Raw genomic sequence first — 26,739 nt, forward strand, 5'->3', positions numbered from 1 at the left:
CTCCACTGCCTGACGGGTGAGTCCGTCCCCGCAGTGTCCCCCGAAATTGTTACGAAAACGCTATTCGGGATTCAGCTCCATCAGCAAGATCAGGCGGATCCGCCCAGGTCACCGCAGAAACGGGCCGCTCCCTGAGGGAGCGGCCCGTTCCACGGTTCGGACGAGGGATCAGGTGCCGGGACGGCGCCCGAACACCTTCACCGTCATACCGATCTTGCCGATGCCGTAGTACAGCTTGGCGTCGGACTGGAGCAGGTTCACGCAGCCGTGCGACCCGCGCCACTTGTCGTGGATGTAGGTCGTGGTCTGGTGGAAGCCCCGCCCGCCGATGAAGCGCTGCCAGTACGGCAGCCACACCTCGTACGGGTCGGACCACTCCTTCTTCGTCCGCTTGTTGATCGAGAAGGTGCCCGCCGGGGTCCGGTATCCCGCGTACCCGGTACGGGTGACGGTCGGCTTGGTGTGCGGCTTCCCGTTCTTCATCACCCACGTCGTCTGGTTGGTCAGATCGACGCAGAAGGTGATGCCCTTCTTCTTCGGCTTGCAGGCCGACGTCTTCGTCGCCGCCAGTCGCTTGGCGACGTCGTAGGTGGTCGGGCCGGCGAGCCCCTTGGCCGGCTGGATACCGAACCGCTTCTGGAACTTCACGATCGCGGCACAGTCGGCGGTGGACTGCTTACCGTCGACCGTCACCGTGCCGTACCCGCCCAGCTGCTTGAGGTAGCCCTCGACCTTTTTCTGGTACTTGCCGGTCGCGCACGACGCGGCAGCCGCCTTGGTGACCACCGACGTGGTCACGGCCGCGGTCACCGGCGCGGCTGCACCGGCGCTCGCCGGCGTCAGCGCGACAGCGCCGAGACCGCCACCCACCAGAGCCGCCAAAACGGCCCCGGTGAGGCGGGCGGAAACCCGTCTCGTTGCCAATCTGATCCCTCCCCAGGGATGTTGGTGTCCGCACATAGAAGCACAGCCGTCCCACCGGTGACCTGTGGGGAAGGACGGTGACATGAAACCGGTATGCCATCGGCACACGGCCATGCCCGCTTGAGGCGAACTCCGCTCCGGGGAGTCAGCGGAACATCAACGGGGAGTGGCGAGCTCCTGCACCCAGTACGGGGTCCCGCCGGACGACAGCGCCAGGCCCACCCCCGTCTGATCGAGGCGGCAGTCCAGGATGTTGCGCCGGTGGCCGGGGCTCTCCATCCAGTCGGTCACCACCCGGTACGGGCTGTCCTGCCCCCGGGCGATGTTCTCCCCGTAGCGGCTCCACAGGTAGCCCGCGTCGGTCACCCGCGATCCGGCCATCTCGCCGCGCGGTGACTCGTGGTCGAAGTAGCCGCGCCGGGCCATGTCGGCGGCGTGCCGGTTGGCCGCCCCGATCAGCCGGCGGTCCAGACTGAGCGGCTCGCATCCGGCGGCTCGCCGGTGCTGGTTGGCCAGCGCCAGGACCTGCTGCTGCACCGGGGCCTGCGGACTGGACGAGACCGACGCCGCGGTGACCACCGTCCGGGACGCCGAGATCGGGTCACCGGCCGGGGCGGCGCCCCGGCCGGAGAGCGTCTCGCCGTACGAGACGGCGGCGGGCGTGGACACCGGCGCCCGCGCGGCGAACCCTCCCGCGACCAGCGCCAAGGCGCCCACACCGAGCACCACCGAAGGTTTCCGCATACCCTGTCGACCCCCTCGTCTCCGTGCGCTCCGGCCGTTCCGGGGCGCTCGCCCGGATGACCAACTCCGGTCGCCGATCACCGGTCACTGTGCCGTTTGCGTCCCGGCGCGCCACCGGAACCCGACCGGGCCCGCTGGAACCTCGCTGAGCTGCTCAGACGCCGAGATTCGGGGAGCACATCCATCGCACAGCCGCACAGGATTCCGGCATTCTTCCTTCTACCGGGGTAATCCGCTCAGGCGTTGTTGCCGACCGCCCGGAGGGTCCCGGCCGGGCCTGCCCGTCGCTACGGTTTCGCGGTGCGCAATCGATACCTGGACATGCTCCGTGCCGCCGCGGTGCTGCTCCGGCTGCGCCGGAAGCCGGACCGGCAGGCCCCGGCGGCGGCCGAACCGGTGGCCGGGCCGATCCCGGCGGGCTGGCCCGAGGTGGCGCGCGATCAGCCCGCCCCGGCGCCGGATCCGCTGGCCGACGCGGTCACCCGGCGGATCACCGCGGCTCAGCGGGCCGACCTACCGGTCGCCGGGCGGCCGGTGCCCGGCTACGGGCCGGCCCAGGATGCGGGGTACGACGGGGCGCCCTGGTCCGGGTACTCCGCCCCACGGCACGCCGCCGAGAGCCGGCCGCTGTCGTTGCGGTTCCGGGGACCGGACGGCGGCACCTGAGCAGGCCGGTCCCGGCGTACGGAGGGCGGCCGCACGCCGGGACCGGCCGAAGAACGCCGCTCCCACCCGTACCGGGAAAAATGCTTGTAAAGGGTTGGCAAGGTGAGCGAAGCTCACAAAAACCTCGCTAGCCTGAAGCCGTGGGAGGGCAGCACGGCGAAGAAACAGCCCCGGCGCTGGACGCCGGAGTCCTCGCGCTGGTCTTCCGGGCCGGTCCCCTCTTCTGCGCGCTGCCGCTGGACGAGGTCGTCGAGACCATGCGCCCGCTGGAGACCCGCCCGCTCGCCGGAACGCCGCCCTACGTACGCGGCCTGACCGTCCTGCGCGGCGAACCGGCGCCGGTGATCGACGTGACCCGGCTGCTCACCGGCGCCGACGGCCGGATCGACCGGTACGTGGCGGTGCGGACAGGACGGGGCCCGGTGGCCTGCGCCACCGGCCCGGTGCTCGGCGTCCAGGAGATCCGGGTGTCCCCGCCGGAGGGGCCGTCGGCGCTGTTCACCGGCGTGTCCCGGGCGCTGGTCGCGGGCGTCGGCACGATCGGCGCCGATCCGCTGCTGCTGTTGCGCGGCTTTCGTGCCGTGCCGGACGCGGTGTGGGAGGCCGCCGGGCAGGCACCGGAGCCGGTCCCATGATCGGGGCGCTGTCGCTGACCCGGTTCCGGGAGCTGTTGCAGAGACGGCTCGGGTGGACGGTCGCCGACAACGACCCGGGGCAGACCGCCGCCGTGCTGGCCGCCCGGGCGAAGGCGCACGGGCTGACCGACCGGGAGTACCTGGACCGGCTGGCCGGCCGCCGCTGGACCGCGGAGATCGCCGAGCTGGCGCAGGCGCTGAGCATCACCGAGACCTACTTCTTCCGGCACGACGAGCAGTTCCGGGTGCTGCGGGACACGGTGCTGCCGGAGCTGCTCCGCAAGCGGGCCGGGCAGCGGGTGCTGCGGCTGTTCTCGGTGGGCTGCTCGTCCGGCGAGGAGGCGTACTCCCTGGCCATCACGGCCTGGCCGGCCCGGCCCAGCCCGGACTGGATCATCTCGGTCGTCGGCGTCGACGCCAACCGGGAGATGCTGCACCGGGCCCGTGCCGCGACCTACTCCCCGTGGTCGCTGCGGGACACCCCCGAGGAGGTACGACGGCGCTGGTTCCGGGAGACCGGCGACGGGTTCCGGGTGCACCCGGACATCGTGGCGACGGTGCGGTTCGTCGAGCACAACGTGGCCGGCGACGACCCGCAGCTGTGGCACCCGCCCCGCTACGACGTGATCTTCTGCCGCAACCTGCTGATGTACCTGACCGCGGAGGTCGCGGACGGCCTGGTCCGGCGGATGACCCAGGCGCTGACCGACGGCGGTTACCTGTTCCTCGGGCACACCGACTCGCTCGGCAGCCACCCGAAGGGACTGGAGCTGTGCCACGACGGCGGCACCGTCTACTACCGCCGGCAGACCGCCGCCCCGCCCGTGCCGGCGCCGGAACCCGCACCGGCCCCGGCCCGCGAACCTCCGCCGGACCGTCCCGCGCCCGCCGCCGGCACCCGGTCACGGGCCATCGGGCTGCTGCGCGACGACCGGTTCGCCGAGGCCCTCGGCCTGCTCGGGCCGGACGACATGCTGCTGCGCGGCGTGCTGCTGGCCCAGCTCGGCCGGGTCGCCGAGGCCCGGGACACCGCGCACCGGCTGATCGACGTGGGCGGGCCGCACCCGGACGCGCACCACCTGCTCGGCGTCTGCCACGAGCTGGACTGCGCGGATCAGGCGGCCGGGCAGTACCGGCTGGCGGCGTACCTGGATCCGGAGTTCGCCATGCCCCGGCTGCGGATGGGACTGCTGGCCCGGCGGCACGGCGACCACCGGGGCGCGGCCGCGCACCTGGCGTCGGCGCTCGAGCTGCTGCCGCACGAGGACGAGGAGCGGGTCGTGCTGTTCGGCGGCGGGTTCGGGCGGTTGACGCTGACCACCCTGTGCCGTACCGAACTCGAGGCGTGCGAGGTGCGGGGATGACGGTGGCCGGCCGGGTGACCCGGTTGCGGGAGGAGTTCGACCGGTCGTTCGCCGAGCCGGCCCGCGTCCTCGAGTGCGGGACCGTCGAGCTGCTCGCGGTCAGCGCCGGTGACCGGCCGTACGCGCTGCGGCTCGCCGAGGCGTCCGGGGTGCACCCGGACCGGCCGGTGACGCCGCTGCCCACCTCGGTCCGGGCGCTGCTCGGGGTGGCCGGGTTCGCCGGCGCGGTGGTCCCGGTGTACGACCTGGCGGCGCTGCTCGGTCACCCGGTCCCCCGGCGGCCCCGCTGGCTGCTGCTCGCCCACGGCACGCCGCCGCTGGCGCTCGCCTTCCACGAACTCGACCGGCACCTGCGGGTTCCGCTCGCCGACGTGGTCGACGGTTTCGACGGCGGCGGCCCGGACAGCTGCCTGCACGAAATGGTGCGGCTGCCGGACGGCCACCGGCCGATCGTCGACGTGCCGGCCGTCCGGGAGCTCGTCCACCGCCTGGCCGGGCACCGGCCCGTCCCCGAGGAGGTCCGATGACAGCCGGACGTACGTACGGCGGCAAGCTGGCGGTCGGTGTCGTCATCACCGTCCTGCTCACCCTGCTCTCGGTCGCCACCGCGGTGGTCGCCCTGATCTTCGTGGTCACCGCGAAGGACGCCGCCATCACGGCGGCGACCGACGACCTGACCGGCACGGAGAACCTGGGCCGGACCATGGAGGCGCGGATCGCGGACTACCGGGCCTACCTGCTCGACGCGTCGGACGAGAACGCCCAGCTCACCGAGGAGAACCACCAGCAGTTCCGGCGGCGCCTCGACGAGCTGCGCGCCCACGTCAAGGACACGGAGACCCGGCAGGCCCTGGACCGGATCGCCGCCCTCGACGACAAGCACGCGGTGGCGAGCACCGAGGTGATGCGGGCCCGCGCCGGCAACGCCGACATCCCGGCCATCACGCGGCTCAACGAGAACATGGTCGTACCGGTCCGCAAGCAGCTGGAGGACGCGCTCACCGACGTGATCGACCGGGTCCGGGTGAACGTCGACGCCGACCGCGAGGCCGCGTCGGACCGGGCCGAACAGGCCATGGTGCTGATCGTCGGGCTGGGCCTGCTCACCACGCTCAGCGCCGTGCTGGTGGCCCTGCGGCTCAACCGCGAACTGCGCCGCGAGGTGGGCACCGCGGTGGGGCACATCCAGAGCTCCTCGGCCCAGTTGGAGGCCGCCGCGTCGCAGCAGGTCAACGGCGGCCGCGACCAGGCCAGCGCGATGAACGAGATCACCACGACGATCAGCGAGCTGCTGATCACCTCGCGGCAGATCGCGGACACCGCCCAGCGTGTCTCCAAGATCGCCGAGGAGACCGAGGCGGCGGCCCGTGCCGGGGACGCCACCATCGACCAGACCCGGGCCTCGATCACCGCGATCCGCACCCAGGTCGACCAGATCGTCCAGCACATGCTGGCGCTCGGCGAGAAGTCGCAGCAGATCGGGCTGGTCGTGGACCTGGTGTCGGAGCTGGCCGAACAGACCAACATCCTGGCCATCAACGCCACCATCGAGGCCAGCGGCGCCGGCGAGTGGGGCCGCCGGTTCGCCGTGGTGGCCGAGGAGATCCGCAAGCTGGCGGACCGGACAGCGGCGTCGGCCAAGGAGATCCGGGCGCTGATCGAGGACGTCCGCGGCGCGGTCAACACCACGGTGATGGCCACCGAGATCGGGTCGAAGGCGGTGGACACCGGAGCCCGGCAGTTCGACGACGCCACCGACTCGTTCCGGAAGATCGCGCGGCTGGTCTCCACCACCAACGACGCCACCCGCGAGATCGAGCTGTCCACTAAGCAGCAGACCACCGCGGTGGAGCAGGTCAACGTCGCCGCGTCGGAGACCGCCCGGGTGTCCCGGGAGACCGAGTCGAGCGCCGTGCAGACCAAGCAGACCGCGGCGCACCTCTCCTCGCTCTCCGGTGACCTGCTGAACCTCGTCGGGACCGGACGTCGCTGATGGCCGAGGGCAAGGATCCGCTGCGCTATTTCCGGATCGAGGCGCGGGAGCTGATCGACCAGATCAGCGCCGGCGTCCTCGACCTGGATCAGGGCGGCGGTCCCGAACAGGTGGCGCGGCTGCTGCGGGTGGCGCACACGCTCAAGGGCGCGGCCCGGGTGGTCAAGCAGAAGGAGATCGCCGACCACGCGCACGCCCTCGAGGAGGTGCTGATCCCGTACCGGGGCGCGGACGTGCCGCCGGCCGCCGACGCGATGCGGGAGCTGCTGCGGCTCAACGACGAGATCACCGCGCGGGTGGTGGAGCTCGAGGACCGGCCGAAGCCGCCGGTGGACACCGGGCCGGACGAGCCGGCCCCGGCCCCGGCTCCGGCCGAGGTGGTGGTGAACCCGCGGGCGGCCACCGCCGACCTGGACGAGCTGCTCGACGCCATCGGGGAGACCACCGCCCGGATGGCGCCGCTGCGCACCGGCTGTGCCACCGTGGAGCGGCTGCACCGGTCCGCGGAGGTGCTCGCCGACCAGTTGCGGGTCGGCCGTACCACCACCCCGGCGACGGCCCGGGCGGCGGCCGGGCGGCTGGCCGGGGAGCTGGGGTCGGCCGGCCGCCGGTTCACCGACGCGGTCGATCAGATCCAGCGGGAGCTGGACGAGGTCCGGGCCAGGGCGGAGGGGCTGCGGCTGGTGCCGGCCGGTTCGATGTTCACCGCCATGCGCCGGGCGGTCCGGGACGCCGCCGACGCCGAGGGCAAGCGGGTCCGGTTCGAGGCCCGGGGCGCCGGGGTCCGGATGGGCGCGCACCTGCTCGGCCCGGTCAGCGGCGCCTTCCTGCACCTGGTGCGCAACGCGGTGGTGCACGGCATCGAACCGGAGCCACTGCGGCTGGCGGCGGGCAAACCGGCCGAGGGGACGGTCACCGTCGAGGTGGAGCGGCGTGGCCGGCACGCGGTGTTCCGGTGCCTCGACGACGGGCGCGGCTTCGACATGGGCGCGCTGCGCGACACCGCCCGGGACCGGGGCCTGCTGCCGTCCGGCGCCGGGCCGCCGGACGACGCCGGCGTGCTCGACCTGGTGCTGCGCGGCGGGATCAGCACCTCGCCTTCGGTGACCGAGGTGGCCGGGCGGGGCATCGGCATGGACGCGGTCCGCGAGGTGGCGGCCCGGCTGCGCGGCGAGGTGAAGGTACGCAGCACCCCGGGCGCCGGCGCATCGGTGGAGCTGGCGATCCCGCTGGTCCTGCTCAGCATGACCGGCCTGAACGTGGCGGCCGGCGGCATGATGGTCACCCTGCCGCTGGACGCCGTACGCGGCTGTGTGCGGCTGTCCGCCGAGGACGCCGCCACCGCCGCGGTGACCGGGCGGATCGTCTACGACGGCAGCGCGGCCCCGTTCCTGCCGCTGGCCGAGGCCCTGTACGCGGGCACGGCCGCCCCCGAGTCCGCCGGCATCGGCGCGGCCGTCGTGGTGAAGGGCGAGAGGGGCCTGTTCGCGCTCGGCGTCGACCGGCTGGCCGGAACGTCCGCCCTGGTCGCCCGCCCGCTGCCGGAACTGGCCCGGGCGTCGCCGGTGGTCGGCAGCGTCACGGTCGACGCCGACGGCAATCCGCGCCTGGTGCTGGACCCGGACGGCCTGGCCGCCGAGGTGGCCGGCGGGCGCCTGTCCGGGACCGGCCCGCAGGTGACGGCCACCCTCACGCCACTGCCGATCCTGGTGGTCGACGACTCGCTCACCACCCGGATGCTGGAGCGCAGCATCCTGGAGTCGGCCGGGTACGAGGTGGATCTGGCCGCCTCCGCGGAGGAGGCCCTGGAGAAGGCCCGCAGCCGCCGGTACGGCCTGTTCCTCACCGACATCGACATGCCAGGCATCGACGGGTTCACCTTCGTCGAGCGGACCCGCGCCGACCCGCGGCTGGCCGGGATCCCGGCGATCCTGGTCAGCTCCCGGGCCAGCGCCGCCGACCGGGACCGCGGCCGGGACGCCGGGGCCGGCGCCTACGTCGAGAAGGGCGAGTTCGACCAGGAGCGGTTGCTGGGCCACATCCGGAGGCTGGTGGTGCGGTCATGACGCGAGTTCTGATCGTGGACGACTCACTGACCATGCGGCACCACCTGCGGGAGGCGCTGGCGGCGGACCCGGACCTGGAGATCGTCGGTGAGGCTCCGGACGGCGAACGCGCCGTGGAGATGACCGCCCGGCTGCGCCCGGACGTGATCACGATGGACATGATGCTGCCCGGGATCAGCGGGCTGGCCGCCACCGAGCAGATCATGGCGCAGTGCCCGACCCCGATCCTGGTGGTGTCGTCGGCCGACCGGGAGGAACTGTTCACCACGTACAACGCCCTGGCCGCCGGGGCGGTCGAGGTGATGGAGAAGCCGCGCGGCGACGACTCCGACGCGGACTGGCCGTCGCGGCTGCGGGCCACCCTGCGCCTGGTCTCCCGGATCCGGGTGATCACCCATCCCCGGGCCCGGCTGGACGGCCGGGTCGCCGCCCCGCCGTCGCCGCCGCCCGCGCCCGGTCCCCACGGCGGTCTCACCCTGGTGGCGGTGGGCGCCTCCACCGGTGGTCCCGCCGCGCTCACCGAGTTCCTGCGCGGGCTGCCCGCCGGGTTCGGGGTCCCGGTGCTCTGCGTGCAGCACATCGCGGCCAGCGAGCAGTTCGCGGTCGCCTTCTCCGACTGGCTGGCCGGGCAGACCGGGCGCGACATCCGGTACGCCGCCGACGGCACCGCTGTCGGCGGGCTAGGCGGGCGGGTGCTGCTCGCTCCCCCCGACCGGCACCTGCTGGTCCGCGACCGGACACTGCGGCTCAGCACCTCGCCGCCCCGGCACTCCTGCCGCCCGTCGGTGGACGTGCTGTTCGAGTCGGTGGCCGAGGAGTTCGGGCCGCGCGCGGCCGGTTGCCTGCTCACCGGGATGGGCCGGGACGGCGCGGCCGGGCTGCTGCGGATGCGCGGCCGGGGCGCGGCCACCTTCGCCCAGGACGAGGGCAGCTGCGCGGTGTACGGCATGCCCCGGGAGGCGGCGCTGATCGGCGCGGCCGCGCACGTGCTGCCGCCCGGCCGGATGGCGGCCCGCCTCGGCGAACTCCAGCCCGCGGCGGTGCGCCGATGACCCCGACCGTGCTGATCGTCGACGACAGCCTGACCGTACGGATGGACCTGCACGAGGCGTTCGCCGAGGACGGGTTCGCCACCATCCTGTGCGCCACCGGGGCGGAGGCGCGGCTCGCGTTCGCCGGGGAGCCGTTCGACGCCGCGGTGCTGGACGTGATGCTGCCCGACGCCGACGGTCTGGAGCTGCTCACCGAACTGCGGCACACGCCGGGCCGCTCCGGTGTGGTGACGATGCTGCTGTCCAGCGCGAGCGAGGTGGCCGACCGGCTGGCCGGGTTGCGCACCGGCGCCGACGAGTACGTGGGCAAGCCCTACGACGCCGGGTACGTGGTCGCCCGTACCCGGCAGTTGCTCGGTGACCTCCCGGACCACGACGGTGACCGGACCACCGTGCTGGTGATCGACGACAGCATGACGTTCCGGGAGGAACTGCGCGGGTTGCTCGAGCCGGAGGGGTACACGGTGCTGACCGCGGCAGGCGGGGAGGAGGGCCTGCGGACGGCCGCCGACCGCCGGCCGAGCGCGGTGATCGTCGACGGGGTGATGCCGGACCTGGACGGCGCCACGGTGATCCGCCGGATCCGCCTCGACCCGGCGCTGCGCGACACCCCCTGCCTGCTGATGACGGCCGCCGACGACTACGCCACCGAGATGCAGGCGCTGGACGCCGGCGCCGACGCGTTCATCCGCAAGCAGCAGAACCTGAAGGTGGTGCTGGCGAAGCTGTCCGCGGTGCTGCGGCAGAGCGCCGAGCAGCTGCCGATCGGGGCGCTCGGCGCGATGCACGGGCCGGGCAAGGTGCTGATCGTCAGCACCGACCGCGCCGACCTGGAGCTGTGGGCCGACACGCTGCGGGCCGACGGCTACGACATCGTCCGGGCCACCGGCATCGACGACATCCTGGAGCTGCTCGCCGCCCAGCCGGTGGACTGCATCGTGCTCGGCTTCGACGACGACATGGACCTGGCCCGGGAGTCGTGCCACCGGCTGCGCGAGGTGCCGACGGTCCGGGACACGCCGCTGGTGATGACCGGTGACGACGAGCGGATGCTGGACTGCCTGGCCGCGGGCGCCGACGACTACGTCCGGCAGGCCGACGTGCCGGAGGGGCTGCGGGTGCACGTACGGGCCCAGATCCGCCGTAAGCAGACGCACGACGAGGCCCGCCGGATCCGCGAGGAGCTGATGCGCCGCGAGCTGGACGCGGCCGAGGAGCGGGCGGCCCGGCAGCTGGCCGAGACCCGGGCGGCGCTGGTCGAGGAACTGGAGTGGCGCAATCGGGAGCTGGAGGCGTTCTCCGGCTCGGTCTCCCACGACCTGCGCGGCCCGTTGCAGGTGATCAGCAGTTTCGCCGAGCACATGCTGGAAGAGGAGGAGGAGACGCTCGGCGAGCGGACCCGGCACCGGCTGACCCGTATCCACTCGGCCGCGCTGCGGATGGCCGACCTGGTGGAGTCGCTGTTGATCCTGGCCCAGGCCAGCCGGGGCGAGCTGCGCCGGGGACGGTTCGACCTGACGGCCACGGCACGCCAGGTGATCGGTGACGTCACGGCCCGGGAGCCGGAGCGGCGGGTGACCTTCCAGGTGGACGAGGAGATGGTCGCCGACGCCGACGAGGGCCTGGTCCGGGTGGTCCTGGAGAACCTGATCGCCAACGCGGTGAAGTTCAGCCGCAAGGTCGAGCGGCCGGTCGTCGAGGTGGGTTGTGAGAACGGCCGCTACTTCGTCCGCGACAACGGCGCCGGGTTCCCGGCCGAGCAGGCCGGTGAGCTGTTCCGGCCGTTCGCCCGGCTGCACGACGCCCGTGAGTTCCCGGGCACCGGGATCGGGCTGACCACCGTGCACCGGGCGGTGGAGCGGCACGGCGGGGAGATCTGGGCGGAGAGCGGCGAGGGCCGGGGCGCGACCTTCTGGTTCACGCTGCCCCCGGCCCTCGGCCCCGACGGACCGGAGCGGCACGGGACCTCGCGCCGCTCCGGTTGAGGATCACCTGACGTACGCGAGCCCGTCCGACACCACGGTCGGGCGGCCGGAGGTGCCCAGCACCACGATCGCCACGGTGTGCTTGCCGTAGGCGAGGTTCCGGGTCCACACCGCCTGCCGGTACAGGCTCTTGCTGGACTTCAGGTCGATGGTGGTGACCTTCTTGCCGTCCACGTAGACGGCCACCTTGCCGGACTTGGCGGCGCGGGAGAACAGCAGCGACGCGTGCCGGCCGGTGAAGGTCCAGGTCAGCTTCGCGTTCTTCCTGGTCGCGGAGAGCGCCTTGCCGCCGAGGTACGCGCTGCCGGTCTTCTTCGTCCAGGTGCCGGTCTTCTTGGCGGCGGTCTCCGGGGAGAGCAGGACGGCCCGGGTGATCGTCGCGCCCCGGGTGTTGCCGGCCAGGTCCCGGGCGGTGACCGTCCAGGTGGCGGTGCCCGGCCGGACGGCGGTCGCCCAGCTCGTGACCGGTCCCAGGTTGCCGGAGACCGGCCGGCTGACCGTGTAGCCGGCCAGCTTCAGGTTGTCGGCGCCGTTCGGGTAGAACGTCACCGGCACCGAGCCGGTGCTGTACGTGCCGGTGCGCAGCACCACCGCCGGGGTGGCGCGGAAGGTGGGCGCCGTGGGGTCGCCGAAGATCCACACGCCGAACCGGGCCGTGCTGCCGGACGTGTGCCGGGCCACGATGGTGATCCAGTGCTTCCCGGCGGGGACGCTGACCGTGGCGCTGCGGGCGGTGCCCGGGACGGTGCTGCCCACCGCGCCGTCGACCAGCACGTCGAACTGGGCGATCTCGGCGGAGTCGTTGCCGACGGTCCAGCTGACGGTGGCGGCGTTCCTCACGTACCAGGCGCCCGCCGAGTAGCCGCCGCCGGTGACCGACTTGAGGGCCAGGCCGGTGACCATGAGCTGCGCCTTGGCCCGCATGTCGCCCAGCGCGTTGTACAGGTTGTCGCCGGGGCAGAGGGTCGCGTCGGCGTCCTTGTGCCCGGCCAGCCGCGCCACCGTGATCTTGTCGCCGGCGGCGAGCTTGCTGTTGGCGGATCCGGCGGTGAGGGTCACCGTCGACGCCGGGTTGTAGCCGTACTTGCCGAGCCGCGCGGCCGCGACCTGCGCGATGGTCGTCTCGATGGCGTCGGTGGACTCGGCGTACCGGTAGTCGCCGAGCACCGCGATCGACGCGTACCCGGTGTTGAAGCCCTTCACCGCGGCCGGGACGACGGCGTTCTCCACCCCGCCGGTCCGCCCCTCGTAGAGCCGCCCGCACTTGTCGACCAGGTAGTTGTAGCCGATGTCGGAGAAGCCGTCGCTGTTGATGTCGTACGCCTGGATGGCCCGGATGATGGCCGGGGCGTCCGCGCACTCGTAGTCGTTGGAACTGTCGTCGGCGTGGTAGGTGTGGTGCACCCAGACCGTCTGGACCTGGTTGGCCACCGAGATCTCGGTGGGCCGGGTGATGGTCTCGTCCGCGCTCCACGCCTTGCGCGAGTAGTAGGTGGGGAACTGCGCCTTGATCGGCGCCGTGGTCACCGCGGTGACCGCCGCGATGCCGGCGTCCCCGGTCGGGGTGACGACCTGCTCGTCGAGCGAGTCGACCTTGGTGGCGTCGTCGGCGCTCGGCGACGGCTCGGCCGTCGGCTCCCCGGTCGCGGCCGGCGCCTCGGTGGAGGTGGTGGTCTCGCCGGGCGCGGGCTCCTCGGCCACCGGTTCGGTCGGTTCCCCGGTCGGCTCGGCGCTGGGCTCGGCAGTCGTGGGTTCCACCGAGGGCGAGGCGGAGGCGCTGGGCGCCGGCTCGCCGCCGCCACGGCCGCCGCTCTCGCTGCCCGGGTCGATCAGGTCGACCCGCAGGCCGGCCGGCAGCCCGGCGCCCCTACCCGCGATGCGGGCGGCGACGCCGTCGGACGGACCGACCCAGAGCGGGGCGGTGGCGCCCCGGCCGAGGTCGTCGGCCTCCACCCCGGAGGGGGCGTCGTCGCGCATCGCCAGCTTCCGCCAGTCCGACCACTTGCCGGTCGCGACGCTGCGGGTGCGCACCTCGATGGTGCCGTCCGGGGCGTCGCCACCGTCGTTCCAGGTGACGCCGAGCAGGCTGAACCGCTTGGTCCGCTGCTGCGCCAGGTCCGCCTTCGCGCCGTTCGCCGTCACACCGACGGTGTTCAGCGCGGTCTTGATCCGCGGCGGTTCGGGGTTCGGCTCCGCGGCCAGCGTGCCGGTCACCGCGACCGGCTCGGCCGCCTCTGCCTCTGATGTGGACGGCCAGGTCAGGGCGGCGATGCCCCCGCCTGCCGCGAGCACGGCGACCGCCGTGCCGATACCGATTGTCAGCCTTCGCCGCATTCCCCGTGTCCCCCGCAATGATCGACAACCTTCGCGGGCGTGAACCTTACCGGACGATCCGGACGCGTCCCGTCCCCCATCGGGACATCGTTACCTGTGATCGGACGACTACGCGGGCCGTGTCGCCACGGCCCGCGCCATCGATGCCGGTCAGCCGGCGTTCTCGGTCAGTCGGCGCCCAGGGCGGTCACCGGGCTGACCCGGGCGGCCCGCCGGGCCGGCATCACTCCGGCCAGCGCGGTCAGCGCCACGAGGATGCCGAAGACCGCGGCCAGCTGCCACCCGGGCAGGGTGAGCGGCGCCTCCAGGCCGATGGCGGAGACCGCGAGCCAGGCGTACGGGACTCCGAGCAGCAGTCCGAGCACCGCCCCGATCACGCCGTACAGCGCGGACTCGGTGGTGAGCATGCCGTGCAGCCCGCCGCGGGACATCCCGACGGCACGCAGCAGCCCGGACTCGCGGACCCGTTCGACCACCGAGAGTGCGGTGGTGGAGCCGACGCCGACGATCGCGATCAGCACGGTCAGGCCGATCAGGGCGAGCGCGATCGCCATCAGCACGCCGAGCGCCTCGGTGATCTGGTCGCGCTGGTCGGCCAGGACGTTGACCCCCAGGTCCGGTTGCGCGGCGACGACCGTCCGCAGCGCGCGCAGCCCCTTGGCACGGCCGTCCTCGCCGGGCTGGGCGGCGTCGGCGAGCATCCCGGTCGGCGCGGCGGCCACCCCGAGGGCGGTCAGGTCGGCCGGGTCGAGCAGGATCTGGCTGTGCAGCGGGGCATCGCCGCCGAGCACGGCCGCGACCGTCACCCGTACCTCCTTGCCGTCGGCCTTGACCGTGACCGGATCGCCCACGGCGAGCCCGTCCGTCTCGGCGAGGTAGCCCGCGATCGCCGCCTTTCCGGGCGCCACGTCGGTGAGCGCGCCCGCCGAGGTGTCCAGGTCGGCGAGGCGGGGCACGGCCTTCGCCGACACGTCGGTGGCGACCGCGGCGGTGAAGGTGCCGACCTGCGCGCCGTCGATCCAGCGGTAGGTGGCGACCCGGCTCAGGTCGGCGTTCTGCGCGGCCCGTTCCGCGAGGCCGGCCGGAAGGGTGCTGCCGTCCGGTCCCCTGACCTCGAAGTCGGTGGGCGCCGCGGCCACCGTCTCCCGCTCGGAGAGGACCCGGATCGAGTCGCCGCCGACCAGCACCCCGGCGATCAGGGTGACGCCGAGCGCGACCACCACCGACACCGCGGCCGCCCGCCGGGAACTGCCGCCGACCCCGCCGACGGCGAGGCGGCCGACCGGCCCGGACCGGCGCAGCGGCCAGCCGGCGATCGCGAGCACCGGCCGGACCAGGACCGGGCCGAGGGCGATCAGGGCCAGGTACGCGAGCAGGCCCGACCCGACGACGGCCAGCATCATGGTCTCGGCGTCGTAGTCCTGCTCCCGCGGGCCGGGCAGGTTGATCGTGACCAGGGCGGCGATCCCGGCCGCGGCCGCCGCGAGCAGCAGCCCGGTGATCGCCCGCAGCAGGCCGACCCCCCGGCGGGCGCCGGTGGTGGCCGCCGAGCGCAACGCCTCGAGCGGCGCCACCCGGGCCGCGGAGAGCGCCGGGGCGAGCACCGCGACGATCGTGATCAGCACCGCCAGCAGGACCGTTCCCACCGCCTGGACCAGCGGGAACCCGGGCCGGGACACCTCCACGCCGAAGGCGCTGAGCAGCGGCGGGATCAGGTGGCCGACGGCGAGCGCGGCCAGCACCCCGGTGACGCCGGCGACCAGTCCGGTGAGCGCGCCCTCGGCGGCGAGCGCCCGGGCCAGGGCTCCGCGGCCGGCGCCGACCGCGCGCAGCAGGGCGAGCTGCCGCATCCGCTGGGCGAAGACGATCCGGAAGGTGGAGGCGGCGATCAGCACGGCCGCGGCCACCGCCACCGCCACGAACACCCGGACCACGATGAACAGCTGGTCGATCTCGGCAGCCGCCTCCCGGGCCTCGGAGAGCCGGACCTCGGCCCCTCCCGCGACCTCCGGCGCGGCCTCGCCGGCCAACTGGGCGACGACCTTCTCCCGTACGGCCTCCGCGTCCGCGCCGCCGTCGAAGCGCACATCGATGCGGTTGAGCTGGTCGAACCCGTTGATCTGGACGACCGTGGACAGCGGCGCGTACGCCAGGAACCCGATGTCGTCGCGCGGTTCCAGCACGCCGACCACGGTGAGCGGCACCGCCTTGCCCTCACCGGGCTGGGCCGTGGTGGTGGAACCGAGGCCGAGGCCCATCCGTTCGACGGTCCGTGGGGTGACCGCGATCTCGCCGGCCGCCGCCGGGAAGCGACCCTCGGTGACCTTGACCGTGCTGAGCGGGCCGCTGCCCGGGTCGGTGGCGATGATCAGGTCACCGGCCGGGGTGCGGGCGTAGGCCTCGGTGCGGACGGCGGTCTCGGTGACCCCGGGCAGCCTGCCGATGGCGGTGAGATCCCCCGTGGTGATCTCACCGTTCTGGACCACCAGGTCGACGGTCTCCGGGGTGCCGCTCAGGCCGTTGAGCACGCTGCGCTCGGTGATCTGCTGGGCCAGCACGGTCGCGTAGACCACGAACGAGGCGACCAGCACGGCCATGCCGGTGAGCAGCAGCCGGGCCGGGCGCTTGGCCACCCCCGTCAACTGCGTACGCAGAACCACGCTCACCGGTCTGCCGCCAGATTGCGCAGGGACTCGGTGACGGCGGCGACGTCCGGCGAGTGGATCTCGCCGGCCAGCTGTCCGTCGGCGAGCATCACGACCCGGTCGGCGTAGGCCGCGGCGACCGGGTCGTGGGTGACCATGACGATGGTCTGCCCCAGGTCGTGGGCCGAGTCGCGCAGCAGGCCCAGCACCTCCGCGCCGGAGCGGGAGTCCAGGTTGCCGGTCGGCTCGTCGGCGAAGACCACCTCGGGGCGGGAGACCAGCGCCCGGGCCAGGGCGACCCGCTGCTGCTGGCCGCCGGACAGTTCGGCGGGCAGGTGCCCGAGCCGCCCGGCCAGGCCGAGCGTGGTGATCAGCCGGTCGTGGAACTCCGGGTCCGGCTTCCGGCCCGCCAGGTCGAGCGGCAGGGTGATGTTGGCGGCCGCGGTGAGCTGCGGCAGCAGGTTGAACGACTGGAAGACGAAGCCGATCCGCTCCCGCCGGGCCTTGGTGAGCACCCGGTCCGGCTGCTTCGTGAGGTCGGTGCCACCGAGCAGCACCTGGCCGGAGGTGGCGGTGTCCAGGCCGGCGAGGCAGTGCATGAGGGTCGACTTGCCGGAGCCGGACGGTCCCATGATCGCGGTGAACCGGCCCCGTTCGAAGCCCACGGTCACGCCGTCGAGGGCGCGCACCGCGGTGTCGCCGGTGCCGTACACCTTCACCAGCTCCACGGCCGCGACCGCCGCGAGGCTGTCGCGGCCGGCGACGGGTGAGGACTGCGTCTGCATGAGTGCTCCAAGGTCGCTGGGAACGGACAGAGGGATCCTGGTCGATCGGCACAACCCGGCGCATCGGCCCGCTGTCAGAGCGGCACTCTGACTTTCGGCCGATGGGGCAGGTCGCCCGCCCGCCTACGCTGGGTCACGATGATGAACCACACCCTGTTCCGGATGGGCCAGCTCACGGCCCTCGGGACGCTGGCCCTGCTCGGCGTGATCGACGTGGGCGGCGGGAGCGGCGGCATTCTGTCCAGCGGCCCGGAGTACGGCCTGTGGCGGGTGGGCGCCGCGATCGCGGCGGCCGCCGTCTGGCTGCCCGCCCACCGGCCGGACTCGGTGTTCCTGCCCCGGATCGCGACCCTGCTGGGTCTCCAGTCGCTGCTGCTGACCGCACTGCTGGCCCCGCGTACGGACTTCGCGTCGGTCTGGGGTCTGGCCGAGTCGGCGGCGCTGCTCGGTGTGCTGATGGTGGTCGCCCGCCGGGGCCGCGCGACCTGGGCGGTGCCGGCGGTGGCGGTGCTGCTGCTGGCCGTGGCCCTGGTGCCGCTGCGGGCCGGGGACCTCGGCAGCTACATTACGTTCTCGCTGGTCCAGGCTCTGGCCGGGGCCGCGGCCATCGGTGTCGGCGTCTACCTGCGCACGCTGGAGGGCAACCGGCAGCGGGCGGTCGACGCGGTCCGCGCCGAGCAGCGTGCCGAGTTCGCCCGCGACCTGCACGACTTCATCGCCCACCACGTCACCGGGATCGTGGTCCAGGCGCAGGGCGCCCGGTTCGTCGCCGAGCGGGACCCGAAACGGGTGCTGCTGGCCCTGGAGCAGATCGAGCAGGCCGGCGCCGAGACGATGGCGTCGATGCGGCGGATGGTCGGCGTGCTGCGGGACGCGCAGTCCCGGCCGGACGCGCCGCTCGCCCCGGTCGCCGGAGTGCCGGAGCTGGCGGCGCTGGTCGAGCAGTTCACCGCGGCCGGTGGGCCGGCGGCCCGGCTGGATGTCGAGGGCGACGTGTCGGGGCTGCCGGTGGAGGTGTCGTCGTCGGCGTACCGGATCGTGATGGAGGCGCTGACCAACGCCCGGCAGCACGCGCCGGGCGCCTCGTCGGTGGCGGTGCAGCTCACCCGTACCCCGAAGCAGTTGTTCGTGAGGGTGAGCGACGACGGCCCGGCGCCGAGGCATCCGGCGCCGCGTGACCGCCCGGGGTACGGTCTCGTCGGCCTGGCCGAACGGGTCCGCGCGGTGGGTGGGCGGATGACGGCCGGGCCCGGCATCGGCGGCGGCTGGATCGTCGACGCCGCGTTACCTCTGGAGTGGAGCGTGCAGCGGTGATCAGGGTCCTGATCGCGGACGACCAGGCGATGGTCCGCACCGGTTTCGGCATGATCATCGGCGCGCAGCCGGACATGGAGGTGGTCGGTGAGGCCGCCGACGGCGTCGAGGCGGTGGCCGAGGCGCGCCGGCTGCGGCCGGACGTGGCGCTGATGGACATCCGGATGCCGCGGATGGACGGCCTCCAGGCGCTGCGGCTGCTGGCCGGGCCGGAGGTGGCCGACCCGGTGAAGGTGGTCGTGGTGACCACCTTCGACCTGGACGAGTACGTGCATCAGGCACTGCTCGGCGGCGCGGCCGGGTTCCTGCTGAAGGACTCCGGCCCGGCGCTGCTGGTGGAGGCGGTCCGGGCCGCCGCCTCCGGGGACGCGCTGGTCAGCCCGTCGATCACGGTGCGCCTGCTACGGCACCTGGCCGCCCCGGTGGCCCCGTCGGGTGACGGCGGACTCTCCCCGCGTGAGCTGGAGGTGGTCCGCCTCACCGCCCGGGGCCAGACCAACGCGGAGATCGCCGGCGAGCTGTTCATCTCGGTCGGCACCGTGAAGACCCATCTCGGCAGCATTCACGCCAAGCTGGGCACCCGGAACCGGGTGGAGATCGCCGCGTGGGCCTGGGAACGGCGGCTGGTGAGCTGACCCGGGTCAGCGCACCTGCCGGGTGGTGAGCCGGGCCGCGACCGGCGGCTCGGCCTGCTCGGAGGAGCGGATCTGCGTCCACAGGTTGCGGGCGGCCTGCTTGGCCGGGCCGAGCCGGTGCTTGGCGAGCAGCTCGGCGTCGGCCCGCATCTTGGCGCTACGGGGGATCGGGATCGACGGCTCGTAGCCGAACCGGGACAGCCGGTCGCCGAACGCCGCCTCGCACTTGCGCACCTCCTCGTCGGTGAGCCGGCTGCGCCAGCTCGCGATCCGCTCGGTGGTGGGCGCCTGGTGGGTCAGGGTGTGCCAGGTCTTGTACTCCGGCACGGCGACCGAGGCCAGCTTGTTCGGCGCGGTCATCGCCGGGTCGAAGTCCTCCTCGAGGAAGTCGCAGAGCCGGCGCAGGTGGGGTTCCGGGTCGGCGACCAGGTCCTCGTAGCGCACCTGGTGGTAGACGTCCTTCGGGTAGCGCCGCTGGGCCAGCAGCGACGCGTCAGCCGACTTCGCCCAGTAGTCGATGAGCGTGTCGAACTCGGAGGGCTTCCACGGCGTCTCCTTGAGCGACGCCACGCAGTCCCGGCCGTCCCGCATGATGTTGATGATCTGCGCGTCCGGGAAGAGCCGCAGGATCGTCGGCAGGTGCCGCAGGTAGAGCGGCCGCTTGTCGCCCCACCGGGCCTTGCCGAAGCGTTCCGAGTACATCCGGAAGACGATCCCGAAGGCGGAGCCCAGGGTCGGCGGGCCGGCCACGACCGCCTCCACCGTCTTCTCCGGGTCCAGGCCGAGATCCTCGAACTGTGACGATTCAACGATGAACTGCCCGAGCTCGCGCCGCTTGGCCGGGTCGCCGAGATCGCCGAACTCCGCACGCTTCTGGTAGGCCGCCAACAGGAAGCGGGTCTCCGGCGGCAGCGCGATGCGGGGGTGCGCATGCAGCATGAGCTGCAACATCGTCGTTCCGGACCGGGGGCAGCCGACGACGAAGATCGGGCGATCAGAGGACATGCCGACCACCGTAGATTGCTGCCACCGGGCTTGTCGCCCCCACTGCCGTCATGACGCTCCCTTCCAGGTCTTCCCCATGATCTTGAAGACTTGGCAAAGATTTCGCAAAAGTCGTCTGCATCCAAGCCGAAAGAGCTGTCGTGCACCTGTGAATTAACTGAGTATTCACAGATCCTTTCTACGCTAGGTATTAATTACCTATACAAAGAGTAGTGGTCAGAGCCGATCACCGGGTGGGCCGGTCCGCCGTCGCGAGCCGGTCCACCCGCGTCTGCGCCGGCGTGCGCGGCGGCCGCGTGGACAGCCAGCAACCCGCCACCACCAGGGCGAACCCGGCGGCCGTGCCGGCACCGACCGGCTCGTTCAGCAGCACCACGCCGAGCAGGACCGCCACCACCGGGTTCACATACGTGACCAGCCCGGCCCGGTTCGAACCGGCCAGCGCGATGAGCCGGTAGAACGACAGCAGCGCGACCGCCGTGCAGAACACGCCGAGCACCACCAGCGCGGCCCACGAGTCGGCGCCGACCGGGCCGGTTGGACGGGCCGTGACGGCGAACGGCACCAGCACCACCGTGGTGATCGCGGTCGTGCCCACGGTCAGCGACTCCGGCGGGATGTCCGAGGCCCGGCGCTGCACCACCACGGTCGCCACCGCGTAGCTGACCGTCGCCAGCAGCACCATGGCCGCGCCGAGCAGGCCCTGCCCGTCACCGTCGCCGGAGATGTCGAGGCCGACCAGCACCGCCACCCCGGCGAAGCCGAGCACCAGACCGGCGAGGCGGATCGGCGTGATCGGCTCGGAGCCGGACAGCAGCAGGGCGATCACCACCGGCTCGACCGCGATCAGGAGGCCGGTCAGCGACGACGTGATGTGCTGCTCGCCGTACGTGATCAGCAGGAACGGCCCGACGATGTGCACCATCGCGATCAGCGCGACCACCCGGAACCGGCCGCGCAGGGCGCCCAGGGTGCCGCGCGCCCACGCCACCGGGATCAGCACGGCGGCGGCGATGGCGGCCCGGCCGGCCACCACGAAGACCGGCGACAGGTCCTCGATCGAGATCTTGATGAGGAAGTAGGGGATGCCCCAGAGGAACGAGACCAGCACGAACAGAAACCAGGCGAGACGATTCACGCTGTCAGCCTGGACCCGTACGGTAGTAAGCGGAAGTGGCCACTTACTGATGCCGTGTTAAGGAATACTGATGATCGACACGCGTCGCCTCCAGATCCTCACCGAGGTCGCCCGGCACGGCAGCTTCAACCGGGCCGCCGCCGAGCTCCGGCTCACCCCGTCCGCCGTGTCCCAGCAGATCGCCGCCCTGGAGCGGACGATCGGCACCCCGGTGGTCCGGCGCAGCACCCGCGGCGTCGAACTGACCGAGGCGGGCCGGGTCCTCACCGAGACCGCCGCCACCATCGCCGCCGAACTGCTCACCGCCGAACGCGAGATCGAACGCCTCACCACCACCCGGCCCGAACGGCTCACCGTGGCCACCTTCACCAGCGGCGGGCAGCGGATCCTGCCGCACGCGCTGACCCGGTTCGCGGGCGACCACCCCGGCGTCGAGCTGACCGTCATCGAGAGCGAGCCGGAGGACAGCATCCCGGTGGTCCGGGCCGGCGCCGCCGACCTGGCGCTGGTCTACCACTTCGACGGGCAGCCGCCGTCACCGAGCGGGCTGGACTACGAGCCGCTCCTCGACGACCCGATGTGGATCGTGCTGCCGGCCGGGCACCGCTTCGCCGGGCGCACCGGGCTGGCCATCGCCGAACTCGCCGGGGAACGCTGGGTGCACGGCTGCCTGTCGGTCGGCGAGATGCTCGACCACTACGCCGCGATGGCCGGTTTCGAGGTGCTGACCGCCTGCCGGGGCACCGACTACCAGTTCGCGCAGTCGCTGGTCCGCGCCGGCGTGGGCATCGCCATGATCCCGGAGGTGGCGCTCACCGCCGACCCGGCCGGGCTGACCGCGGCCCGGCTCGTCCCGCCCGGGCCGTGCCGCCACGTCGGCGTGGTCACCGCCCGCCGGCGGACCGGCCCGCTGGTCACCGGCCTGCTGCGGACACTGCGCGCGACGGTCTCGGCCCTGCCCGCCACCCCACTGGCTACAGCGTGATCCAGTAGCGCCGCAGGGTGCCCAACTCGGTGACCCGGATGTCCTCCAGGACGCCGCCGCCGCGCTCGATGGTCCGGGCCGAGGCCGGATTGTCCACCTTGCACGTCAGCAGCACCCGCGCCATCCCGAGCTTGCGGGCCTCCGGCAGGATCCCGGCGAGGGCCCACCCGGCCAGGCCACGGCCACGCGCCGACGGGCGGACGCCGTAACCGATGTGGCCGCCCGCGTCGAGCAGGAAGTCGTTGAGCTCGTGGCGCAGCGCGATCGCGCCCAGATAGCGGTCGCCCTCCACGATCCAGCGGAAGGTGCAGGGCACCCAGCCCTCGAACAGCGCGGCGCCCTCCGCCTCGTGCAGGCCGGCCACCCAGCGGGCGAAGCCGTCCGGAGTGTCCACCTCGTCGACCGCACGCAGGCCCGCGCCGTCCTGGTGGACGCCGCGGCCCCACTCGTCACGGGACGCGATCCAGGCGGCGTGCAGGCGGGTGGTCGGTGCGATGAGTTCGGGCACGCGATCGACCGTACCGTCATCGCTCGATCTTTTCGGCCCTTGCTCTTGACCCCCGCTCTCAGCCCGCGGCCATCGCGAGCAGGCGCTGGATCTGCTTCTGCCGCGACTCCGTCATGCGTTTCGCCAGATCAACGGCTTCGGGGTACGAGCCTGAGGCGGCCTCCATCCGCATGGTCTCCATGGCGTTGTGCAGGTTGCCGAGCAGCAGCGCCACCGCACCGCGGTCCAGGTCGGGACCCGCCAGCGCGCCCAGCCCGGTGAAGTCCTCCTCGCGCAGCGAGTGCAGCGCGCCGTGGCCCGCGTGCGCCCCGGCCGACGGGTCCGCCGCGTGCGGCCGCGCCCAGTCGTCGAGCCAGCCCCGCAGCGTCTCGCCCTCGGTACGCCACTGGCCGCGCAGCTCGGCCGCGACGGCCCGCAGCTCCGGGTTCGCGGCCCGCTGCTCGGTGATCTCCGCGACCCGGTCCCCCTCGGTGATCTGCGCGAGCCCCATCTGCGCGAACATCACGTCGGTGTCGCTGAACGCCGGTTTCTGCTCCCGGCCGCACCCGGCGGCGAGAAGCCCCAGGAGCAGTACGGCGAGGGCGGCCCGGAGGACCGGGCCGCCCGTGGCAGCTAGACGGCGGCCCACAGCGCCGCGGTGTACGGGGGCTCCCAGCCGGTCAGCGCGGTGTGCGCCTGCCGGCACTGGTAGGTGACGCCGTTGTAGGTGACCCGGTCACCCACCTTGTACGCCTTGCCGGCCGCCCACGTGGTCGTCCCCGAGGTCGCCGTCGAGGTCGGGGTCGGCGTGGCCGTGGGACTGACCGTGGGCGTGGGCGTAGGCGTGGGACTGGCGGTCGGGGTCGGCGTGGGCGTCGGGTTGGCGCCACCGCCGATGTTCACATCGACGCACGAGTAGAACGCGTTGACCGTGTCCGAGATGTTCCACCGGGCCAGCACGGTCTGCCGTCCGCTGTAGCCGGACAGGTTCACCGTGTGCGACTTGGTGGCGCCGGGCTGCGCGCCGCCGTCGTTGAAGGACGCCACCAGCCTGTTGCCGATGAAGTACTCCCAGGTGGCGGTCGCGTGCCGGGCGGTGAGCACCCAGTTGAAGGTGACGCTGGTGCCGACGTTCGCGGCCGGCCAGCTCTTCGAGGTGTCGTTCAGGACGGTGAACCGGCTGGTGCCGCCGTTGCACTGCATCGAGCCCTTGGGCGCCTCGACACTTTGCGGCTCGTAGACGATGTCGCCGCAGCCGGAGACGGCGCCGCTCGCGCAGTTGGCCTGCCGGCTGGGCGGGGACGAGATGTAGCCGTGGGCGGACGCCGGGGAAGCGGCCGCCAGGAGGGAACCACCGACCGTCGCGACGGTCAGCAGGGGAAGGGTGAACCTACGTTTCATGAACTGCTCCTCATTCAGGGGAACGTGTTCATCAACGTAAATTAAAGACACCTAACAGTAAACAGTGTTAAGGGTTCTTTATGGTTGCCTACGCTGTAGGTATGTCCGTTGACCTGTTCGCCGGGATCTCCGTACGCGACTACCCGGTCGCCCTCGACTGGTACGAGAAGCTGTTCGGCGGCCCGCCCGCCTTCTCCCCCAACGACGTCGAATCGGTGTGGGAGGTGGCCGAACACCGGTACGTCTACGTCGAGCACCGGCCGGAGCACGCCGGGCACGCGCTGATCACCCTCTTCGTCTCCGACTTCGAGGCCCGGATCGCCGGGATCGCGGCGCGCGGGCTGACGCCGGCCACGGAGGAGACGTACGACAACGGTGTCCGCAAGACCACCTACGCCGACGCGGACGGCAACGAGATCGGCTTCGGCGGGGCCCCGCAGTCCGCCTGAGAAATGTCGTACCCGGGTGGCATGCTGCTGCTCGTGCGGGTGGAGTTCGAGAGCGAGCTGTGGATCTGGGATGCGCGGCGTGATGACAGTTGGACCTTCGTGAGCCTGCCGGTGGCGGCGTCCGAGGAGATCCGGGAGCGCGCCGGCGGGCTGAGCCGCGGCTTCGGCTCGCTGCGGGTGCGGGCCGGGCTGGGTGGCAGCTCGTGGACCACCTCGGTGTTCCCGGACAGCGGCCGCGGCGCCTATGTGCTGCCGGTGAAGAAGGCGATCCGCAAGGCCGAGTCGCTGACCGCCGGTGACGTGATCACGGTGACCGTGGAGCTGCTCGATATCTAATGTGGACGGATGCCGACCATCGACTTCCCCGGCCCGCCCTCGGCCAACGGTTACAGCCACGCCGTGGTGATCGCCCCGGGCAGCCGCGTCATCCACACGTCCGGCCAGGTGGCGATCGACGCCGACGGCACGATCCCGGAAGGCTGGGAGGCGCAGACCCGGCTGGTCTTCCGCAACCTGGGCGAGGTGCTCGCCTCGGCCGGGGCGACCTGGGCCGACGTCGTCAAGCTGACCTGGTTCGTCACGGACACCACCGACCTCGCCACGGTCCGGAAGGTGCGCGACGAGTTCGTCGACGTGACCCGCCCGCCGGCCAGCTCCCTGGTCCAGGTGGCCGGCCTGTTCCGCCCCGGCCTGCTGGTCGAGGTCGAGGCCGTGGCGGCGGTGCCGGCGTGATCCAGATGCGGTTCACCAAGTGGGGCGGGCGGCTGCACTGGTTCTACCCGCTGGAGCCGCTCGGCGAGGACCGGCACGGGCGCTGGTTCGGCGCCCGCACCGGCACCCCGGTCCAGCGCGGTGAGGAGCCCCCGATCATCCAGCGGCACGATGTCGTCACCCTGATCCCGGCGGCCGGCTGCTGGATCGCCAGCTTCAACCCGGACCACGTCGAGCTCTCCGCCTACATCGACGTGACCACCCGCCCCGAGATCATCGACGGTGTCATCCACGCCGTCGACCTGGACCTCGACGTGATCCGCCGCCGCGACGGCTCGGTGGCCGTCCTCGACGAGGACGAATTCGCCGACCATCAGGCCCGCTACGGCTACCCGGCGCCGGTGATCGCCCAGGCCCGCGCCACCACCGACGACCTGGTCGGCCTGCTCACCGGGGCGGTCCAGCCCTTCGAGACGGAGGCCCGCCGGCGGCTGGCCGCCTTCACCCGCTGACCTCGGCCCTCCCGCTCTTGCCCCGGTGCCGCAGCGCTCCCCGGCCGACCTCGCACGCCTCGGCACTCACTCCGCCCATCATCCCGGCGAGCGCTCACACACCACCCACCGTGAGATCCCACCCCTCCTACCACCCCCGCAACCACACACGCACCACCCGTCGCGAGCCCCCCGCGCGGCCACGGCGCTCAGCCCGACCCGTTCGAGAACCTCGCCGACGCGGGCGGTGGGCAGGCGATTCCCGGCGGCGAGCCTGGCGGCCCCTCCTGGCCGTTCCCGCGGAACTCCTGAACGTTCTCCAAGGCCGAGCCGGAAGGGTCCGCGTCCGGGGTCTCGCTGATCGCCGGAAAGCGGAGCCGGAAGGTCGCGCCGCCGCCCGGTGGGCTGACCGCCTCGACCCGGCCACCGTGCGCGGTCACCAGGGAACGCGCGATCGACAGCCCCAGTCCCGCTCCGCCCCGGCCGTCTCGAACCCAGGCCCCGTCGCCACGATGGAACCGCTCGAAGATCAGCTCACCCTGGCCGGGTGGGATGCCGGGCCCGCTGTCGGCGATCTCCAGGACGGATTCGCCGTCCAGCCGCCCGACTCCGATCCGCACCGGCGACCCGGCCGGTGTGTGCGCGTGCACGTTGCCGACCAGGTTCGTGACCACCTGCCGGAGCCGGGCCTCGTCCCCGGTGACGGATGCCGCCGAGGGCGGCCCGATCGCCGCACTGATCATCCGCTCCGTGCCGGAGGAACCGCGGGAAAGGCCGGTGACCCCGGAGGCGCCAGAGACCGGAACGGCGGAACCGGCGGGCGCGTCGGTCCACCCGGCTGACCAGATGCTGCCGCAGCAGCCCGGCCACCACCACGTCGCTGATCACGATCCCGCTCGTCAGGAGGAGGAGCGCGATGGCGAGCAGACG

At 72.9% G+C, this 26,739-nt stretch carries 26 protein-coding genes; 15 read left to right on the plus strand and 11 right to left on the minus strand.

The genetic code is table 11. From position 1 onward, the window contains the following. Positions 1 to 168: 168 nt before the first annotated feature. Both KZ829_RS16760 and KZ829_RS16765 read right to left on the minus strand, forming a co-directional pair. On the minus strand, positions 169 to 924 hold the full coding sequence (locus KZ829_RS16760) for a L,D-transpeptidase family protein (protein WP_246635748.1): 756 nt from the start codon (positions 922 to 924) through the stop codon (positions 169 to 171). Positions 925 to 1,080: 156 nt separating this feature from the next. Continuing rightward, a complete protein-coding gene (locus tag KZ829_RS16765) occupies positions 1,081 to 1,668 on the minus strand; it encodes a CAP domain-containing protein (RefSeq protein WP_220144839.1) in 588 nt (195 codons plus the stop codon). 300 nt (positions 1,669 to 1,968) lie between these two features. Here KZ829_RS16765 and KZ829_RS16770 point away from each other — a divergent pair, with 300 nt between their 5' ends. From KZ829_RS16770 to KZ829_RS16805, 8 genes are all read left to right on the plus strand, one after another. Continuing rightward, the gene (locus tag KZ829_RS16770; RefSeq protein WP_220144840.1) at positions 1,969 to 2,334 is read left to right on the plus strand and encodes a hypothetical protein; all 366 of its coding nucleotides are present in this window, start codon (positions 1,969 to 1,971) and stop codon (positions 2,332 to 2,334) included. Between the two features lie 140 nt (positions 2,335 to 2,474). Further along, complete coding sequence (locus tag KZ829_RS16775) at positions 2,475 to 2,969, plus strand: chemotaxis protein CheW (RefSeq protein ID WP_220144841.1); 495 nt, start codon at positions 2,475 to 2,477, stop codon at positions 2,967 to 2,969. Continuing rightward, positions 2,966 to 4,333, plus strand: a complete 1,368-nt coding sequence (locus KZ829_RS16780) for a CheR family methyltransferase (protein WP_220144842.1) — start codon at positions 2,966 to 2,968, stop codon at positions 4,331 to 4,333. Before KZ829_RS16775 ends, KZ829_RS16780 begins: the two co-directional genes overlap by 4 nt. Next, positions 4,330 to 4,860: a chemotaxis protein CheW gene (locus KZ829_RS16785; RefSeq protein ID WP_220144843.1), complete on the plus strand. Its 531-nt coding sequence runs from the start codon at positions 4,330 to 4,332 to the stop codon at positions 4,858 to 4,860. Before KZ829_RS16780 ends, KZ829_RS16785 begins: the two co-directional genes overlap by 4 nt. Then, positions 4,857 to 6,326, plus strand: coding sequence for a methyl-accepting chemotaxis protein (locus tag KZ829_RS16790; RefSeq protein ID WP_220144844.1), 1,470 nt, complete (start codon positions 4,857 to 4,859; stop codon positions 6,324 to 6,326). The genes KZ829_RS16785 and KZ829_RS16790 overlap by 4 nt, the downstream gene beginning before the upstream one ends. After that, a complete protein-coding gene (locus KZ829_RS16795) occupies positions 6,326 to 8,392 on the plus strand; it encodes a hybrid sensor histidine kinase/response regulator (RefSeq protein ID WP_220144845.1) in 2,067 nt (688 codons plus the stop codon). The genes KZ829_RS16790 and KZ829_RS16795 overlap by 1 nt, the downstream gene beginning before the upstream one ends. Then, a complete protein-coding gene (gene cheB, locus KZ829_RS16800) occupies positions 8,389 to 9,444 on the plus strand; it encodes a chemotaxis-specific protein-glutamate methyltransferase CheB (RefSeq protein ID WP_220144846.1) in 1,056 nt (351 codons plus the stop codon). The genes KZ829_RS16795 and cheB overlap by 4 nt, the downstream gene beginning before the upstream one ends. Next, entirely contained in the window at positions 9,441 to 11,429 is a 1,989-nt protein-coding gene (locus KZ829_RS16805; RefSeq protein WP_220144847.1) for a response regulator, read from the plus strand. Before cheB ends, KZ829_RS16805 begins: the two co-directional genes overlap by 4 nt. A gap of 3 nt (positions 11,430 to 11,432) precedes the next feature. Here KZ829_RS16805 and KZ829_RS16810 read toward each other — a convergent pair whose 3' ends face one another. The 3 genes from KZ829_RS16810 to KZ829_RS16820 all read right to left on the minus strand — a co-directional run bounded on the left by KZ829_RS16810 (position 11,433) and on the right by KZ829_RS16820 (position 17,193). Beyond that, a complete protein-coding gene (locus KZ829_RS16810) occupies positions 11,433 to 13,763 on the minus strand; it encodes an N-acetylmuramoyl-L-alanine amidase (RefSeq protein ID WP_220144848.1) in 2,331 nt (776 codons plus the stop codon). Between the two features lie 167 nt (positions 13,764 to 13,930). After that, the gene (locus tag KZ829_RS16815) at positions 13,931 to 16,429 is read right to left on the minus strand and encodes an FtsX-like permease family protein (RefSeq protein WP_220144849.1); all 2,499 of its coding nucleotides are present in this window, start codon (positions 16,427 to 16,429) and stop codon (positions 13,931 to 13,933) included. After that, the gene (locus tag KZ829_RS16820) at positions 16,426 to 17,193 is read right to left on the minus strand and encodes an ABC transporter ATP-binding protein (protein ID WP_220144850.1); all 768 of its coding nucleotides are present in this window, start codon (positions 17,191 to 17,193) and stop codon (positions 16,426 to 16,428) included. Before KZ829_RS16820 ends, KZ829_RS16815 begins: the two co-directional genes overlap by 4 nt. Positions 17,194 to 17,331: 138 nt before the next feature. Between KZ829_RS16820 and KZ829_RS16825 the strand changes: the two genes are divergently transcribed. Both KZ829_RS16825 and KZ829_RS16830 read left to right on the plus strand, forming a co-directional pair. Beyond that, positions 17,332 to 18,507: a sensor histidine kinase gene (locus KZ829_RS16825; RefSeq protein ID WP_220144851.1), complete on the plus strand. Its 1,176-nt coding sequence runs from the start codon at positions 17,332 to 17,334 to the stop codon at positions 18,505 to 18,507. Continuing rightward, positions 18,504 to 19,142 carry a response regulator gene (locus KZ829_RS16830; protein WP_220144852.1) on the plus strand — a complete coding sequence of 213 codons (639 nt, stop codon included), beginning with the start codon at positions 18,504 to 18,506 and terminating at the stop codon, positions 19,140 to 19,142. Before KZ829_RS16825 ends, KZ829_RS16830 begins: the two co-directional genes overlap by 4 nt. A 6-nt stretch (positions 19,143 to 19,148) precedes the next feature. Here the strand turns inward: KZ829_RS16830 and KZ829_RS16835 are convergent, their stop codons facing one another. After that, complete coding sequence (locus tag KZ829_RS16835) at positions 19,149 to 20,147, minus strand: sulfotransferase family protein (RefSeq protein WP_220144853.1); 999 nt, start codon at positions 20,145 to 20,147, stop codon at positions 19,149 to 19,151. 226 nt (positions 20,148 to 20,373) lie between these two features. After that, entirely contained in the window at positions 20,374 to 21,285 is a 912-nt protein-coding gene (locus KZ829_RS16840; protein ID WP_220144854.1) for a DMT family transporter, read from the minus strand. A 70-nt stretch (positions 21,286 to 21,355) separates the two neighbouring features. On the opposite strand from KZ829_RS16840, the gene KZ829_RS16845 reads away from it, so the two are divergent. Further along, the gene (locus KZ829_RS16845; RefSeq protein WP_220144855.1) at positions 21,356 to 22,270 is read left to right on the plus strand and encodes a LysR family transcriptional regulator; all 915 of its coding nucleotides are present in this window, start codon (positions 21,356 to 21,358) and stop codon (positions 22,268 to 22,270) included. On the opposite strand, the gene KZ829_RS16850 is transcribed toward KZ829_RS16845, so the two are convergent. From KZ829_RS16850 to KZ829_RS16860, 3 genes are read right to left on the minus strand one after another with little or no spacing between them, the layout of a single operon-like run. Next, positions 22,260 to 22,778 (minus strand): GNAT family N-acetyltransferase, encoded by a 519-nt coding sequence (locus KZ829_RS16850; RefSeq protein ID WP_220144856.1) that lies wholly within the window; start codon positions 22,776 to 22,778, stop codon positions 22,260 to 22,262. The genes KZ829_RS16845 and KZ829_RS16850 overlap by 11 nt on opposite strands. Before the next feature lie 58 nt (positions 22,779 to 22,836). Further along, positions 22,837 to 23,406, minus strand: a complete 570-nt coding sequence (locus tag KZ829_RS16855) for a DUF305 domain-containing protein (protein WP_308285520.1) — start codon at positions 23,404 to 23,406, stop codon at positions 22,837 to 22,839. Then, positions 23,391 to 24,158, minus strand: coding sequence for a lytic polysaccharide monooxygenase (locus KZ829_RS16860; RefSeq protein WP_220144857.1), 768 nt, complete (start codon positions 24,156 to 24,158; stop codon positions 23,391 to 23,393). Before KZ829_RS16860 ends, KZ829_RS16855 begins: the two co-directional genes overlap by 16 nt. A 101-nt stretch (positions 24,159 to 24,259) precedes the next feature. On the opposite strand from KZ829_RS16860, the gene KZ829_RS16865 reads away from it, so the two are divergent. The 4 genes from KZ829_RS16865 to KZ829_RS16880 are packed head-to-tail and all read left to right on the plus strand — an operon-like array spanning position 24,260 to position 25,830. Next, positions 24,260 to 24,607: a VOC family protein gene (locus KZ829_RS16865; RefSeq protein WP_220144858.1), complete on the plus strand. Its 348-nt coding sequence runs from the start codon at positions 24,260 to 24,262 to the stop codon at positions 24,605 to 24,607. 21 nt (positions 24,608 to 24,628) lie between these two features. Continuing rightward, the gene (locus tag KZ829_RS16870; RefSeq protein WP_246635749.1) at positions 24,629 to 24,943 is read left to right on the plus strand and encodes a DUF1905 domain-containing protein; all 315 of its coding nucleotides are present in this window, start codon (positions 24,629 to 24,631) and stop codon (positions 24,941 to 24,943) included. Positions 24,944 to 24,952: 9 nt separating this feature from the next. Next, a complete protein-coding gene (locus KZ829_RS16875; protein WP_220144859.1) occupies positions 24,953 to 25,339 on the plus strand; it encodes a RidA family protein in 387 nt (128 codons plus the stop codon). A gap of 5 nt (positions 25,340 to 25,344) precedes the next feature. Further along, complete coding sequence (locus KZ829_RS16880; protein WP_220144999.1) at positions 25,345 to 25,830, plus strand: DUF402 domain-containing protein; 486 nt, start codon at positions 25,345 to 25,347, stop codon at positions 25,828 to 25,830. Positions 25,831 to 26,018: 188 nt separating this feature from the next. On the opposite strand, the gene KZ829_RS16885 is transcribed toward KZ829_RS16880, so the two are convergent. Further along, positions 26,019 to 26,552, minus strand: coding sequence for a sensor histidine kinase (locus KZ829_RS16885; RefSeq protein WP_220144860.1), 534 nt, complete (start codon positions 26,550 to 26,552; stop codon positions 26,019 to 26,021). Positions 26,553 to 26,739: the final 187 nt, after the last annotated feature.

The organism is Actinoplanes hulinensis (assembly GCF_019429605.1).
Classification (GTDB): Bacteria; Actinomycetota; Actinomycetes; order Mycobacteriales; family Micromonosporaceae; genus Actinoplanes; species Actinoplanes campanulatus.